Source organism: Hoeflea sp. TYP-13 (genome assembly GCF_040932035.1).
Lineage (GTDB): Bacteria > Pseudomonadota > Alphaproteobacteria > Rhizobiales > Rhizobiaceae > Hoeflea_A.
In genome coordinates this window covers 682,175-698,003 of the sequence record NZ_JBFRBB010000002.1, presented here as the reverse complement: position 1 = coordinate 698,003, position 15,829 = coordinate 682,175, and the positions used below count along the sequence as shown (strand labels likewise).

Below are 15,829 nucleotides of genomic sequence, written 5' to 3'. Positions count from 1 at the left end.
TGCTGTTGATTTAAGCGGTGAACTCTTTAGATTTCGTTGCGTTACTTTCCGTGAACTCCTAGATCCACGCAATCCAGCGGGCGTGAAAATCGACACGAGCAAGTTCACGTACATTGCCGCCGGGCCATGCACATATGCGCAAAGCCGCACCCGGTGACCGGCCATCGGATTCCATGCTCAGCAGGAATAGCGGCGCGTCCCGTGTGCTGCGAGCACCGGCTGCTTGGATGATTCGTTTCCCCCGTCTTTGGTCCCCCTTGCTCAGATATTGCCATGCAATGGTGTGAAAAACCACATGTGCATGGCCGGGCCTTGTGGATGAAAGCCGCTGATCGAGCCAGTCGACGGCATCGGCAGCATCGACTTTGACCGGCAACTCATCGAAGATGGCGAGAGCCGAGCGCATACGGTCAAGCCGGTCGGTCTGATCCGCCCACAGATAGGACAGAAGCCGAATCCTGTGATTTTCCTCTGCGAGGTCAAACGGGCTGAGATCGCATCCACGCCGGTCCGCGATCATAAAATCTGCCGGCGGTGGAGCCTTGCCGGTCCACTCGGGTTGGAGGTGCACCGGCGAATTTTCCGCGCCGCTGACTGTCTCGCCCAAGGTAAAGCCGAACCGATCGAGAAGCAGATTAAGTCCGGCACTTGCACCGATTTCCGAGAGGATGAGAGGTTTGTCGATAAGCGTTACAATATGCAGAAGGCCCGCATGAATGGCCGCCGCGCGCCCTATTTCGTTGGTTTGCGGCGGGTTCAGGAGTCTTTTACAGATTCGGCCTTCATGCCGGGAAATCGCGCCGGCCAGAGCCGAATGAATATGTGACAGCTCCAATACGTCGGTGGCGGGTGGGTACAATTCTGCAAGGTGGGCATCTGCACCCGACAGCACCAGCTCGTGCAGGGCGCCGCACAGCCGCAAAGGCACCGAATCGCCATTTGATGAGGGATCACCCGGCCATGTGGCAATCATTTCGCGAACGGATGATGGCGGAAGTCCGTTTTCTGCAATCGTCTGGCAGATGCGGGCTGTGAACGGCGACCCCAACTGCTCGCAGGCGCTCCGTTGCTGTTGGAAGGCGGTCGCGAGCTTTTGGGGCAGGGGCTCCGTCATCCCAGATTGAGTTCCTTGAAGAAATCGTTGCCCTTGTCGTCTATGACGATAAATGCGGGGAAGTCTTCAACCTCGATTTTCCAGATCGCCTCCATTCCGAGTTCCGGATATTCGACGACATCGACCTTTTTGATGCAGTCCTGCGCAAGCCGGGCCGCTGGGCCGCCAATGGAACCGAGGTAAAACCCGCCATGGCGGGCGCAGGCTTCGCGCACGGTTCTGGAGCGGTTGCCCTTTGCCAGCATGACCATCGATCCGCCAAAAGACTGGAACTGGTCGACATAGCTGTCCATGCGGCCTGCCGTGGTTGGTCCGAAAGATCCTGATGCATAGCCTTCCGGCGTTTTTGCGGGGCCGGCGTAATAGACCGGGTGATCCTTGAAATAGGCAGGCATGTCTTCGCCGGCCTCGAGCCGCGCACGGATTTTCGAGTGCGCCAGATCACGGGCAACGATGATTGTGCCGTTCAGCGAAAGGCGAGTCTTTACCGGGTGTTGCGACAGTTCTTTCAGAATTTGTGCCATTGGCTGATTGAGGTCGATGTGAACCACATTGTCCGTCAGTGCGTCTTCGTCAATCTCCGGCATGTATTTGGCCGGATTTGTCTCCAATTCCTCCAGGAAAATGCCTTCAGCGGTGATCTTTCCTTTGGCCTGCCGGTCGGCGGAACACGAAACGCCAAGTCCGATGGGCACGGAAGCACCGTGGCGCGGCAACCTGACCACGCGTACGTCGTGGCAGAAATACTTGCCGCCAAATTGCGCTCCGATGCCCATCTGTTGCGTCAGCTTGTGAACTTCCGCCTCCATATCAAGGTCGCGGAAGGCGTGGCCGGCTTCCGAACCGGAGGTGGGCAGGCCGTCGAGATATTTGGTCGAAGCAAGTTTGACGGTTTTCAGGTTCATTTCCGCCGACGTTCCGCCGATGACGATGGCAAGGTGATAGGGCGGGCAGGCAGCTGTGCCGAGCGTCAGGATCTTTTCCTTCAGGAAGTCGAGGAGCCGATCATGGGTCATCAGGGACGGGGTGCCCTGGTACAAAAAGGTCTTGTTCGCAGAGCCGCCGCCCTTGGCGACGAACAGAAACTTGTAGGCGTCTTCGCCTTCCTCGTAGATATCGATCTGCGCCGGCAGGTTGTTGCGCGTGTTCTTTTCCTCGAACATCGAAATCGGCGCAAGCTGGGAATATCTGAGGTTTTTGTGCTCATAGGCATCACGGACGCCTTGGGCGACAGCCTCCTTGTCGCCACCCTCGGTCCAGACCCGGGGGCCCTTTTTGCCCATGACAATGGCCGTTCCGGTGTCCTGACACATGGGCAGTATGCCGCCGGCTGCAATATTGGCGTTCTTCAAAAGGTCATAGGCAACGAAACGGTCGTTTTCAGTGGATTCGGGGTCTTCCAGGATCTTGGCAAGCTGTTTGAGATGGGCAGGTCTCAAAAGGTGATTTATGTCGGCAAAGGCGGTTTCAGCAAGCAGGCGTATGCCTTCCGGTTCGACCGTCAGGACATCCTGCCCCTTGAAGCTGTCGACCGAGACATGATCGGAGCTGATTTTTCGGTATGGGGTGGTATCTTCATCAAGCGGAAACAGCTCTGCGGCACCCGTTTCGGACATTTATTTTACCTTTCATGGGCTTGGTATGAACCTGGCAGGAGGTGTGTATTCGCTGAGCGCATTAATTGCAATTATCCGACCAACAACGTACCGGGCCCCAAACAAAAAACCGGGCGCTGATTTCGCAGCGCCCGGTCCAATAAACTCGATATTCGGGACGGACTTAGCCGTCCTGATTCTTGATATAGGTCGCGATCTGCCCTGAAAGTTCATTGTATTCGCTGCATCCGCGACCCTCGCAGAGCCGCCTGATTTCGGAGAGCTGTTCGAGTGCGCCCTTGAGATCGCCTTTCTGCAGAAGCGCTTCGCCCATATATTCGCGTACGAGCGTGTATTCCGGATCAAGAGCCAGTGCCTGGCGGTAATAGGTCAACCCGACATCAACGTGCCCGAGTTTGCGATGGGAGTAGCCGAGATAATTCAGCACACGCTTGTCGTTACTGGATGCCATCATCAGAACATCGATGGCTTCCTGATAGCGCTCCGCGTGGGCAAGTTGGCGGCCGGCCTCATAGAGGCTTTCCTGGTCGACTTCCGAGGATTGCCTGACACATTTCCGCTTGGACTTGTCCCAGACCCAACCGCTGTTGCACGGGTTGTTGGACGATGAGCCTGAACCTCCACCACTTCCGGCGGCGAAGACAGGCGTTGACATAACCAGCCCTGCGGTAAGCAGCAGCGCGAGTGAGAGTGTTGCACCTTTCATCAGTATCCCTCTGGTGGTTGTTCGATTGCGGCCATCATACATATTTTCATGTAAACTGCAGTTCACGATCACATGAGCCCCTCTAACGCTTTATTACCGGAAACAACTTTGCGAATTGCAGAGCAAGGGGCGGAGTGTGACCGTTCCGAAGGCACCTTATTGTGATCCCCATGATGATGTATCGTTCCAAATCAGGAGAATGACGATGTCTATCGGGATCGTTGAGATGAGCAGGCAGCAAATGACGGATGATGATCGCTGGCAGGCTGTGCAGGAGCGTGACGCAAGTGCTGACGGGCAGTTCGTATTTGCAGTGCGTACAACCGGCATATACTGCCGTCCGTCCTGTTCCTCACGCGCGGCCCTGCGCAAGAATGTTGCGTTTTACGGCAATGCACAGGAAGCCGAGCATGCCGGATACCGGCCCTGCAAACGGTGCAAGCCGCAGGATCTTGGGCCGGCCCGGGAGCGGGCCGAGATGGTTGCCAAGGCCTGCCGCATGATTGAAGAAGCGGAAGAGCCGCCAAGCCTTGACGAATTGGCAAACAAGGCCGGGATCAGCCGGTTTTACTTCCATCGCGTGTTCAAGGAAGTGACCGGAATTACACCCAAGGCCTATGCGGCCGAATGCAGGGCAGCGCGTGTTCGCGGCGAACTATCACGGGGTGCGTCGGTCACGGGCGCCATTTTCGATGCCGGTTACAATGCCAGCAGTCGGTTTTACGAGGAATCGGACAAACGGCTCGGCATGCGCCCGACACAATACCGTGACGGCGGGCGTGATGCGCGCATCAGGTTCGCCGTGGGCGAGTGCACACTCGGCTCAATCCTGATAGCGGCGACTGATCGTGGCGTTTGTGCTATCGATTTCGGCGACGAGCCTGAACTTCTGGTCACCGCATTGCAGGACAGATTTCCCAAAGCCGAACTGATTGGCGGCGATCCGGAGTTCGAGAATATGGTTGCCGCTGTCATCGGCTATGTGGAAGACCCGCAGGACAGCCTTGATCTGCCGCTCGACATTCGCGGGACGGCATTTCAGCAAAGGGTCTGGGAAGCATTGCGATCGATACCGGCCGGTGAAACCGCCAGCTATTCCGACATTGCGCGCGAGATAGGACAACCACGGGCCGTGCGCGCCGTTGCACAGGCTTGTGGCGCCAACAACATTGCCATTGCCATTCCCTGCCACCGTGTGGTGCGGACGGATGGTGCGCTGTCCGGATACCGCTGGGGCGTCGAACGCAAGGCTGAGTTGCTGAACCGGGAGGCCCGGCTGTGACCGGGCCGGCAGCGGCCCTGCAAGGGCGTCTGCAGGCCGCGCCGCAGGATCTGGTAGACAGTCTCGACTGGCATCGGATTTATGAGGATCTGGACCGGCGCGGCTATGCCACAACCGGTCCGGTCCTTTCCGCCGACGAGTGTCGGGGAATTCGTGAAACCTATGATGACGATAGCGGGTTCCGAAGCCGTGTGGTCATGGCGCGGCACAGTTTCGGGCGGGGCGAATACAAATATTTCGACTATCCGCTTCCACCCGCGATTGGAGAGATGCGCAGCGCGTTTTATGCCCATCTGGCGCCGGCGGCCAATCATTGGCAGGAGATGACCGGCGCGCAAGTCCGGTTTCCTGAAAGGCACGCCGAATTTCTGAAACGCTGCCATGAGGCAGGACAAGGTCTGCCGACGCCACTGATGCTGCGCTACGTTGAGAACGACTATAACTGCCTGCATCAGGACCTTTATGGCGAGCATGTTTTTCCGCTTCAGGTGGCGATCTTGCTGTCCGACCCGTCATCGGAGTTTTCGGGCGGGGAATTTGTACTGACGGAACAGCGTCCGCGCATGCAGTCCCGCGCTGAAGTCGTATCAGCGGAGCAGGGTGAGGCGGTGATTTTCGCTGTCAACGAGCGGCCCGTTCAAGGAACCAGGGGTACATATCGTGTGCGCATGCGGCACGGCGTCAGCCGGGTCAAATCAGGGCAGAGGCATGTCCTTGGCCTGATTTTTCACGACGCTTCGTAAGTTACGGCTCGTCGGGTGCGGGGCCGGCCGCACCTGCCGATTCAATGGCAGGCTGCGCGGCTGCTGCAATCGCCTTTTTATCTTCCTCGCCGAGCGGCTTGTCGCCGACGACCTCGACGGTCACATTGCGTTGGGCGAAGTTGATGCCATTTGCTTCAAAGGCATCGCGCAGTTTCATATAGGCATCGCGCCGGATCAGCCATTGCGCGCCGGGCTTGGCCATGAACTTGACGCCGATGACCATGTTGAACTCTTCCATGCGGCGCACACCCTGCGATTTCAACGTCTGAATGATGCTCTCGCCATAGCCTTCGTGTTCGAGCAGTTCAGCGCCGATTTTCTTGACGATTTTCTTGACCAGCTTGATATCGGTGTCGAACGGCACTCGGAATTCCAGGCGCATGATGACCCAGTCGCGGCTGTAGTTTGTCAGCGATTTGAGCTCGCCAAAGGGGATCGTGTGGATGGCGCCGAGATGGTGGCGAACGCGCAGTGACCGGATCGACATCGATTCGACCGTGCCGCGCAATTCGCCGATCTCGATGTATTCGCCGATGCGGAAGGCATCGTCGATGAGAAAGAATATGCCGGACACGATATCGCGGACCAGCGCCTGCGCACCGAAGCCGATGGCAATGCCGATGACGCCGGCACCGGCAAGCAGCGGGCCGATATTGATGCCGAATGAAGCAAGCACGGTCATGACAACAATTACGACGAGGAATACGAAAAGCGTTACCCGCAATATCGGCAACAGTGTCGCCATGCGTGCCTCTGGCCCGGGCGCTTCACCCGGCTGCGGTGGAATATAATTGGCGAGCCGGCGATCGATGGCGGATTTGGCCCAGACCCAGATGAGGTCAGCGATCAGGACTGCAGCTATGATGTCGGCTAACAGAACAATGAAACGGCCCGTGAATGTCTGCGAATCGGACAGTGAGAGTATGCCGCCGCTCCAAACATAGAGCAGTGCAAGCAGAGCGCCGATCAGAACGACGAACCGGGCAAACCGGCGCGCAACGGGACGATAAAGCTCTAGCGGACCGACAACCTCGTCCTCGTCTTCATCGCTCTCCTCCGGATCCGCGTCGGGCGGTGCTTCCTCTGTTGTCACCGGTCCGGTCTGCAGATCGGTTGCGGTTTCCTGCGGCAATGCCGCCGCAGAAAGTGCCGTGGCGGCCGGTTCGTCCGGCTGCGGTGCATTCAACCCCTCCGCCTGATCGAAGAGGTGGTTGACGCATCCGCTCAGCAGCCGTGTTACCGGAAGGACGAGGCCGACTATCAGGACGGTCCACATCAGCGTGATGGCGGCGAGCATCCACAATACAACTGCGATAAGTACAAGCACTGTCAGGTATGTTGGCCAGATGCGGCCCTTGCGAACATTTTCACCTGGGTTTGTGTGTCTGCGAATAATCGATGCCATGTGCCAGATGGCTATGACCAGCAGGGCTGCGCACACCAGCCCGGAGATGATGGAAACGGCAAGAGCAGCGCCGACCGCATCAGTCGCGCCGGCGAGATGAGTAAAGATGTCGCTGATTGCAAATGCAATAGTGGCCAGTGAAACAAGACCGATTAGCCAATAGTGCAGCGGTTGCGCGATGGCAGTGCTCAATGGCACCAATCGAAGCGAGGCGACACGCGGAGCAAGCACGAACAGAGACAGGGTCGCTGCGCTGCGAATGGTGATGATGATGACAAGCAGGTTCAGAACCAGGTTTTCGATAAATGGTGGCCAATCGAAACTGAGAAATCCGCCGATCGCGCCAGCGGAAAATACGGCAAGTCCACCAAAGATGGTCACTGCACGCATAATTGCCGCCTGAAAACGGCCTGCCAGCGTCTCGCCGTGCCGCAGTTCCAGCCGCAATAGCGTAACCTGTGTGTACTGACGATAGAGCCATTCAAGCCCGCCGCCGACGACAAGGAATATCAGCACATAGGTCATGCTTCTCAAGGTGTCGTCAGCCGACAGTTCGGACTGCCATGCATTGATGAGGAATTGCGGCGCGATCGACAGATTACGCCAACTTACAACAAGCGCGCCGATGCGTGTGCGGGTGTGTGCCACCCGATTGGCAAATTCCTCGGTAAGGCTCAGGGCGGGCTCCAGCGTGCCGAGCGCTTCGGGGTTTTCGCTCTGGGTACGCAGCCATTCGACCATGCTTTGATCGGATAAAAGCCGCATCAGTTCCCGAACGTCGTTGGGAGAGGGTGGCGGTGTCGTGGTTTCTTCTTCCGCCTGTGGAGCGCCGATTGTACCGGGAAGGACCTGGGCCTTCGATGGATGCGAGCCCAGCGTCACAATCAACAGGATGGCTGCAATCCAATGAACCGGCAGAACAATCATGGGTTTACGCATTGGCACCCTCCGCTGCCGGCTGCTGGTCTTCGTCCTCGTCGTCGTTTGATGCAGCATGAAGATCACCGGGTAGTATGTCGGGAGCAATCAGGCGTTCGATTGTGATTGAACCCGCGCCCGGGACGACCTGGCATGCCAGCCGGATATCCGGATCAAGCTTTTTGCGTTTGAGCGTTGCGGCCTCCACCGGACCGGGCTCCGGCAGTGGCGGATCCGCTTCGATAATGCGTATGCGGCAGGTCCCGCACCGACCGCGGCCTCTGCACAGATTGGCGTGAGGTAAATGGTGAAGGCGCGAGATTTCGAGCATGCTTGCGCCTGTGGGCACTTCAAACTGCGGGCCGTGGAGATAGCGAACCGACACTCGCGCGCGCCGGGCTATGTGCAGCCGGATCGCTCTTGCGACGAACGTTATCACGACGAGCACCGAATAGATGCCGATAACCGTCCACATTATGCGTCTGGTCAGGTCGAGCTTTTGTCCGATTTCCTCGGCACGAATCGCTGCAGCCTCTTCCTGTGCCCGCAATTCCTCTTCGGACAACTGCGGCTCGTCGGCCGATGACGCTTCGATGGCGCGTTCCCGATCGGCGATGACCTCGTTGCCGGCGTCGACGAAACCGACAAGCGCCAGCACAGGAACCACAACCACCAGCGGGTAGATGAAGAGCGACAACCTGTCCCAGGATGCCTTGAGCCGCATCCAGCTGAATATGCCGATGCTGCCGTGCAACCAGGCAACAACGACGACGAGGACCTGCCGCAGTCCTTCAATCGGCGTATCGATCCAGAACACGGTCAAAATGAAGTGGTAGGTGGGGTCGGACGCGAACAGGTTCTTGACCGCCCAGATGCCGACGATATGCGAGGCCAGGAGCGGTACGACCAGAAGTCCCGATATCAGCTGCACCGTGTCGTAGCTTGACATTCTCAGCGTGTTCCGGCGGTAAATCGCTTCCAGGCCCAGCACTGCGTGAACCAGCATGGACAACAGCAGCAGCGGCGAAATCGGAAATACAGTCCAGGGAACAGTCAACACACGGCGGGCGCTTTCCACCGCCTCCACGGAAATGAGACCAAATGCCATGTTGAGCAGGTGGCAGGTCACAAAGATATAGAGCACCGCCCCAGAGAGCATCCGAAGGTTTCGCTTCATTCAAACTGTCCTGTTCCCCAAAAGTATTTGTTCTTTTTTGGAATTATTCCGGTTTGAGGTCAAATTTTCTCGCGTATACAGACTGTCGCTGCAGTGTATGAGCATAAGAAGCCGCCAGTTGCGAGGCGATGGCAAACAGCCGCTCACACTTGCTTTCATCCATAAATCATGATTTCCAGAACTATCGATAATACAAAGAATCGGTGGCCGTTTGGCGGCTGAAATGGGCGTGGTCGGAATCAGGGACATTACACCCGGCGACGTGCTTCAATCGATCCGAGGGGATAAATATGAATGACGGTCTTTCAAGGCGGCTCGGTGCGGAATTCGTCGGGACCGCGTTCCTGCTTGCCACAGTCGTCGGTTCGGGAATCATGGCCGAAGCCCTGGCCGGTGGCAATGTAGCCATTGCACTGCTAGGCAATACCATTCCGACGGGTGCAATCCTCGTCGTACTGATCACCATGCTGGGACCAATATCGGGCGCGCATTTCAACCCGGCCGTCACCCTGGTGTTCGCGGTCAGGCGAGACATTCCGGCGACAGAAGCGATTGCCTATGTCGCCGTTCAGATAACGGGCGGCCTTGCCGGGGTATGGGCAGCGCACCTGATGTTCGACCTCGAAGTACTGCAGATTTCACAGAAAGTCAGAACCGGTTCTTCACAATGGTTCGCGGAAAGTGTTGCAACATTCGGCCTTGTATTCACGATCCTGGCAACGCTCAGGGCGCGCGAATCAGCGGTTGCCATGTCGGTCGGGCTATATATCACCGCGGCCTATTGGTTCACCGCCTCGACCTCCTTCGCAAACCCGGCGGTCACCATTGCGCGGGGCTTTTCCGACAGTTTTGCGGGAATTCGGCCGCAGGATGTGGTACCCTTCGTATCAGCGCAACTCATTGCCGCGCTTGTCGCATTGGTGTTCTGCAACTGGCTATTGCTGTTCCGGCAAAGTGATCATTCGCAGTAACATTGATCAATTTTTTAGGAATTCAACGGTATTTTACTGATTTCGACCTTCTGGCTGTTGCACACTGGCCAGAACAAGTCGTAGCAATAGCGCTGCATTTGACCACGCTGCGGCGGGCGGCCTGGCAAGGGGCATCTACGGAGGGGCTGGAATTGAAGACCGGGAGTTTGAGGATGCGCAAAAGCTTGGTTGCTTTGGTTTGTGTTTTAACCGTTGGATCGGCGCTGCCCGCAACGGCGCCGCCGGCTTTCGCCCAGAACGGCCTGTTTGATATCATATTCGGCAATCAGCATCGCGCCAGGCGTCACAGGCAGCGTGAGATTGAACGACTGCGCGCCCGGCAGGCCGCATCGCCGGCTCCAAGGATCAAGGGCCCCACATTCTACACGTACAAGCCGGATGTGGTGAAAACGTTCAATCTGTCCGTGCTTGCGGAAGTTGAGGTCGCATCCGCAGACCCGGTTGTCGCCGACGTCGAGGTCGCGTCCGCCGACCCCATCTTGACCGAAGCCGAGGTTGTTTCCGACGACGAGACGACCGCAACGCCGCTGAGCAGCAGCGAATTCGACAAATCGCGGCAGTATCTTGAAGGCTACAAGATCCGGGCGCTGAAAGAAGTCGGCGCTGCGTTGATTGAGCACTACAAAGCCGATCCGTCGTTCATATGGATGACCGACGGCGCGCCGAACGACCGTGCAAATGCAGCACTCAAAGCAATGGCAGCAGCCGATGAGGTCGGTCTGTCAGCGCAGGATTATGTCGTCGAACTCCCTGCAGCCGAATTCGATGCGTCCGATATGGATGCCCGCAAGCGGGCGCTGATGCAGTTTGAAATGAACATGAGTGCAGCGGCACTCCACTATGTACTCGACGCAACACGCGGAAGGATCGATCCCAACCGCCTGTCGGGCTACCATGATTTCAAGCGCAAGGATGTCGACCTTGTCGCCGCACTCGGAAACCTTGCTGCCACTTCTGATGCCGGTATTTATCTGCGCGGAAGCAATCCGGGCAACCGACAGTTCAAGGCCCTGGTTGCGGAGCTTGCGACACTGCGTGAGGCGGATGCCGAAGATCATATCGAAATTGCCGAGGGAACATTCCTCAAGCTGGGCCGTTCCAGTCCCGAATTGAAGAATATTGTGGCGGCCATCCGCAAGCGCGGTTCGGATGAACTCCTTGTCAACCACGGCATAACACTGGTTGACTATGACACCAGTGGTGGTGAGCTCTACACGCCCGAGCTGGTCGCCATGGTCAGGGACTTCCAAAAAGAAAACGGGCTTGCCGCAGATGGCATCATCGGTCGCAACACGATCGGAAAGCTGACCGGCATCACCAATGAAAGCAAGATCGACAAGGTCGTTCTGGCGATGGAACGGCTGCGCTGGCTGCCGCGCAATCTTGGTTCGCGCCATGTATTCATCAATCAGCCCGCTTTCCGGGCGACCTACGTGAACAACGACAGGGACGCGATATCCATGCGTGTCGTTGTCGGCAAGCGATCCAACCAGACCAGCTTCTTCCATGATGAGATCGAGACGGTGGAATACAATCCCTATTGGGGTGTGCCGCGGTCGATCATTGTCAATGAGATGTTGCCTAAACTGCGCCAGGATCCGTCCTATCTCGACAGGTTGGGCTACGAGTTGACGGACAGGCGCGGACGGCGCGTATCGTCTTCCAACATTGACTGGTTTACTGTCGGCTCGACAACCGTTCCCGTCGATGTGCGCCAGCCGCCCGGCCGCAAGAACGCGCTTGGCGAACTGAAGATCCTGTTTCCCAACAAGCACGCGATCTATATGCATGACACACCGGCCAAGAACCTGTTCAATCGCGATAGCAGGGCTTTCAGCCATGGGTGTGTGCGCCTGCAGGATCCGCGTGGTATGGCAGCTGCCGTTCTGGGTAAATCCCGAGAGCACATTGCGCAGCAGATCGCACAGGGCCGCAATCTCGCCGAGCCTGTCCCTGGCAAGATTCCGGTCTATGTCTCTTACTTTACCGCCTGGCCCAATGAGGACGGCTCCGTCGGCTACTATTCCGACATGTATGGCCGAGACAAACACCTCGACAAGGCGATGGAGCGGACACGGCAGAGCCGCGAGATTCGCGGTTAGTCAACGCGGACAAGCAGGAAATATATGCGGGGACCGGTCAGCCGGTTCCCAACAGGCGCTCGACGACATCGAGCGTCAGTTCGTCATAATGCGACATCACCCAGTCGGGTCCGAGTTTATCAACGGCCGTGTCGGAATATCCGAAAGGCACTCCTATGGAGGGAATGCCTGCATTTCTTGCGGCCGCAATGTCGTTGACGGAATCGCCGATCATCAGTGATTTTGAACGGCTGCCTCCAGCCATATCAATCGTGCCGAGCAGATGGCCGGCCTCCGGTTTTCTGACATCAAAGGTGTTGCCACCGGTCACCGCCGCGAAGCGCGGGAGGAGGCCGGTAAGCGAAAGCAGCCTGACGGCCATGGATTCTGTCTTGTTCGTGCACACTGCCATTGACAGACCGGCTGCCGAGAGCCTGTCCATGGCGTCCGCCGCGCCTGGATAAAGGGCTGTTGATCCAGGCATGGACGCGCCGTAATGATCGAGAAAGAGCCCGAATAGCCGCTCCAGTTCCGGCTCGTCGATCGTGACTTTTCTTAGCTCCAGTGCCTTGTTGATCATCACTTTAGCGCCGCTGCCGACAAGGTAGGTCATATCCTCGAAGTGCACCGGTTCAAGCCCGATTGTACCGATCGTGTGATTGAGGCTGTTCATCAGGTCCGGCGCCGTATCGAACAGCGTTCCGTCGAGATCGAATATAACAAGGGGTGAGGGCATAGTATCCGGTTAAACTGGTAATGTTGTCTCCCCGGGTAGGCCACGAATGCCCGTTTTGCAAGCCTTTATCGGCTGCCGGCAAATCGCCTCTTTGCGTTGAAACGCGAATTGATACAGAGCCGAACGGATTTTGACCAGCGCCGGTAAGCATAGTCGGTAATTACGCCTTTGCTTGGCGCTTGCTACATGGTAACAGCGCACAGGTCTATTACTTGGAGCAATCGGCGTATGGACGCCCGTCAACTGAAAATCCAGGCCGCGAGCGTTGCACTGGAGCATGTTCGCCCTGGAATGCGGCTTGGAATCGGAACCGGAAGCACGGCCGACGAGTTCGTTCGGCTTCTGGCTGAGAAAGTCGAAGCCGGATTTGAAATCAAGGGTGTTCCGACGTCGGAACGCACGGCAGGATTGTGTGTTGAGCTTGGCGTTCCGCTGTTTCCGCTTGAAGAAGTGCCCGAACTCGACCTGACAGTCGATGGTGCTGATGAGGTCGATCGCGAATTGCGTCTCATCAAGGGCGGCGGCGGCGCGTTGCTTCGCGAAAAGATCGTTGCATGCGCTTCAGAAAAGATGATTGTCATTGCAGACGAATCGAAGATCGTCGACACTTTAGGTCGTTATCCGCTGCCCATTGAAGTCAATCCTTTTGGTTTGGCATCCACACGCATTGCCATCGAAAAGGTTGCGTCTTCGCTTGATCTGAGCGGTACGATCGATCTTCGAATGGACCGGGCTGTGCCTTATGAGACGGATGGCGGCCATTTTATCCTGGATGCATCTTTTGGCCGTATTCCGGATGCAGAAGCGCTCTCAAGCGCGCTGAATGCAATACCGGGCGTCGTCGAGCACGGACTGTTTATCGGTGTAGCATCCGAAGCGATTATAGCCGGGCCAACCGGTGTAAAGACAATGAAAAACAGAGGAAATCAGGAGATATGAAACAGATGAGCATGGCCTTGGGCGTACGCCATTGTGCCCTGGCAATCGCTGCGGTTGCTGTGGTCAGCCTCGGAGCGTCCGCACAGGCTCAGGAACCGTCTGCCGAGCACCTCGCCGCTGCGCGCGCCGCAATCGATGCGATCAACGCAACTGATCAATTTGACGCTATTTTGCCGAATGCCGCGCAAAATCTGAAAACCGCGTTGATTCAGACTGCCCCCAACCTTCAGGAAGTCATTTCGGTAACTGTCGACGAAACGGCAATCGAGATGGCCGGACGGCGCGCCGACCTCGAGCGCGAGGCGGCATTGATCTATGCCAAGAATTTCTCGGTTGATGAGTTGCAGAGCATCACGACTTTCTACAGCAGCGATGCCGGCAAGAAACTGATTGAATCCGGGCCGATCGTTACCCGCGAACTTCTTCAGGCTGCCGAGGTCTGGTCGAACGGAATTTCCCGCGATCTATCGACAGCAACCGAAAAGGCGCTGCAGGCAACGGTCGGGGAAACCCCCACAGAAGGGGCGACTGCCGACACGCAGTAGGCTTGCTTGGATAACAATAGAAACAGCCCGGCTCCAACCGGGCTTTTCTTTTGCTGAATGGTCCCTATCTTTGCACGGAGTTTGCGAAGTTACCTGCAGCAAAGCTGCTGATAATCCCCGTTCCGTATGATCCCTTAGCCAGACCAAAGGCGATACAATGACTGAATTTGACTACGACTTTTTTGTGATAGGTGGCGGCTCCGGAGGCGTTCGCGCTGCACGCCTTGCCGCCGGCATGGGCAAGAGGGTCGCGATTGCCGAGGAATATCGCTATGGCGGCACCTGCGTTATCCGTGGATGCGTTCCGAAGAAGTTGTTTGTCTACGCCTCGCATTTTTCCGAGGAGTTCGAAGATGCTGCCGGGTTTGGCTGGAAGGTCGGGGAAAGCCACTTCGACTGGAATACGCTGATTGCCAACAAGGACAGGGAGATTGCCCGGCTCGAGGGACTTTACCGAAAAGGCCTGAGCAATGCGGGAGCGGAGATTTTCGACAGCCGTGCGGAATTGGTCGACCAGCACCATGTCAGGATCCTGAGCACCAATCAGGTCGTCAGCGCAGACAAGATTCTGATTGCCGTCGGTGGGCGGGTGAGCGATGCGGGCGATCTTGAAGGCCGTGAGCATACAATTACCTCGAATGAGGCCTTTCATCTTGAGACCCTGCCGAAATCCATCCTGATCGCCGGTGGCGGCTATATCGCGGTTGAATTCGCCAATATATTTCATGGCCTTGGCGTTGAGACGACGCTTATTTATCGCGGCCCTGAAATTCTCAAGAATTTCGATATGGACCTGCGCCGGACCCTGCACCGGACCATGGAAGAAAAAGGTATCCGCGTTCTTTGCAGCGAGCTTATCACGCATGTTGTCCGCTCCGCCGACGACCGTCTGGACGTGACAACGTCGGGCGGCAAGAACCTCAAGGTGGACGAGGTGATGCTGGCGCTCGGACGAACGCCAAACACCGAAAGTCTCGGCCTTGAAAGTGCCGGTGTTGAAACCGATGCGGTCGGTGCGGTGATCGTGGACGATTACATGCGCACCAATGTCGAGAACATTTATGCGGTGGGCGACGTTACCAACCGGGTCCAGCTGACACCGGTCGCCATTCACGAGGCAATGTGCATTGTCGATACCGTATTCCGCGACAAGCCGACGCGTCCCGACCATGACATGATCGCGACTGCCGTGTTCTCCCAGCCGGAGATCGGAACGGTCGGGTTTTCGGAAGATGCAGCCGTGCAGAAATTCGAAGAGCTGGAGATTTACAGCGCCACATTCCGCCCGATGAAACACACGCTTTCCGGCCGTCAGGAGAAAATGATCACCAAGCTGGTGGTCAATGCGGCGGACCGGCGCGTTGTGGGTGCGCATATCCTTGGTCCCGACGCCGGCGAGTTGGCTCAGGTTCTTGCAATAGCGCTCAAGGCCGGATGCACGAAAGATGATTTTGACCGCACCATGGCGGTTCATCCGACGGCCGCGGAGGAGCTGGTCACCATGTACCAGCCGAGCTACCGCGTCAGAAACGGCGAACGGGTGGAATAAGGTGT

13 protein-coding genes are annotated in these 15,829 nt (G+C 57.2%); 7 read left to right on the top strand and 6 right to left on the bottom strand.

The genetic code is table 11. From position 1 onward, the window contains the following. Positions 1-58 precede the first annotated feature (58 nt). The 3 genes from ABVT35_RS13585 to ABVT35_RS13575 form a co-directional block, all read right to left on the bottom strand. On the bottom strand, positions 59-1,114 hold the full coding sequence (locus ABVT35_RS13585; protein WP_368467119.1) for a DUF2332 domain-containing protein: 1,056 nt from the start codon (positions 1,112-1,114) through the stop codon (positions 59-61). Further along, a complete protein-coding gene (locus ABVT35_RS13580) occupies positions 1,111-2,730 on the bottom strand; it encodes a fumarate hydratase (RefSeq protein ID WP_368467118.1) in 1,620 nt (539 codons plus the stop codon). Before ABVT35_RS13580 ends, ABVT35_RS13585 begins: the two co-directional genes overlap by 4 nt. A 163-nt stretch (positions 2,731-2,893) precedes the next feature. Beyond that, complete coding sequence (locus ABVT35_RS13575; protein WP_368467117.1) at positions 2,894-3,436, bottom strand: tetratricopeptide repeat protein; 543 nt, start codon at positions 3,434-3,436, stop codon at positions 2,894-2,896. Positions 3,437-3,641: 205 nt separating this feature from the next. Here ABVT35_RS13575 and ada point away from each other — a divergent pair, with 205 nt between their 5' ends. Beyond that, entirely contained in the window at positions 3,642-4,718 is a 1,077-nt protein-coding gene (gene ada / locus ABVT35_RS13570) for a bifunctional DNA-binding transcriptional regulator/O6-methylguanine-DNA methyltransferase Ada (protein WP_368467116.1), read from the top strand. Continuing rightward, the gene (locus ABVT35_RS13565; RefSeq protein ID WP_368467115.1) at positions 4,715-5,461 is read left to right on the top strand and encodes a 2OG-Fe(II) oxygenase; all 747 of its coding nucleotides are present in this window, start codon (positions 4,715-4,717) and stop codon (positions 5,459-5,461) included. The genes ada and ABVT35_RS13565 overlap by 4 nt, the downstream gene beginning before the upstream one ends. 1 nt (position 5,462) lies before the next feature. On the opposite strand, the gene ABVT35_RS13560 is transcribed toward ABVT35_RS13565, so the two are convergent. Next, complete coding sequence (locus ABVT35_RS13560; RefSeq protein WP_368467114.1) at positions 5,463-7,826, bottom strand: mechanosensitive ion channel family protein; 2,364 nt, start codon at positions 7,824-7,826, stop codon at positions 5,463-5,465. After that, positions 7,819-8,982: a 2Fe-2S iron-sulfur cluster-binding protein gene (locus tag ABVT35_RS13555; RefSeq protein ID WP_368467113.1), complete on the bottom strand. Its 1,164-nt coding sequence runs from the start codon at positions 8,980-8,982 to the stop codon at positions 7,819-7,821. The genes ABVT35_RS13560 and ABVT35_RS13555 overlap by 8 nt, the downstream gene beginning before the upstream one ends. 290 nt (positions 8,983-9,272) lie before the next feature. On the opposite strand from ABVT35_RS13555, the gene ABVT35_RS13550 reads away from it, so the two are divergent. Both ABVT35_RS13550 and ABVT35_RS13545 read left to right on the top strand, forming a co-directional pair. Continuing rightward, positions 9,273-9,953 (top strand): aquaporin, encoded by a 681-nt coding sequence (locus ABVT35_RS13550; protein ID WP_368467112.1) that lies wholly within the window; start codon positions 9,273-9,275, stop codon positions 9,951-9,953. Positions 9,954-10,126: 173 nt separating this feature from the next. After that, positions 10,127-12,076, top strand: a complete 1,950-nt coding sequence (locus tag ABVT35_RS13545; RefSeq protein WP_368467111.1) for a murein L,D-transpeptidase — start codon at positions 10,127-10,129, stop codon at positions 12,074-12,076. A 37-nt stretch (positions 12,077-12,113) separates the two neighbouring features. Here the strand turns inward: ABVT35_RS13545 and ABVT35_RS13540 are convergent, their stop codons facing one another. Next, complete coding sequence (locus ABVT35_RS13540; RefSeq protein WP_368467110.1) at positions 12,114-12,791, bottom strand: HAD family hydrolase; 678 nt, start codon at positions 12,789-12,791, stop codon at positions 12,114-12,116. 228 nt (positions 12,792-13,019) lie between these two features. On the opposite strand from ABVT35_RS13540, the gene rpiA reads away from it, so the two are divergent. The 3 genes from rpiA (at position 13,020) to gor (ending at position 15,824) form a co-directional block, all read left to right on the top strand. Then, on the top strand, positions 13,020-13,730 hold the full coding sequence (gene rpiA / locus ABVT35_RS13535) for a ribose-5-phosphate isomerase RpiA (RefSeq protein ID WP_368467109.1): 711 nt from the start codon (positions 13,020-13,022) through the stop codon (positions 13,728-13,730). 5 nt (positions 13,731-13,735) lie between these two features. After that, entirely contained in the window at positions 13,736-14,275 is a 540-nt protein-coding gene (locus tag ABVT35_RS13530; RefSeq protein ID WP_368467108.1) for a DUF2059 domain-containing protein, read from the top strand. A 157-nt stretch (positions 14,276-14,432) separates the two neighbouring features. Then, entirely contained in the window at positions 14,433-15,824 is a 1,392-nt protein-coding gene (gor, locus tag ABVT35_RS13525) for a glutathione-disulfide reductase (RefSeq protein WP_368467107.1), read from the top strand. The last annotated feature ends 5 nt before the right edge of the window (positions 15,825-15,829 follow it).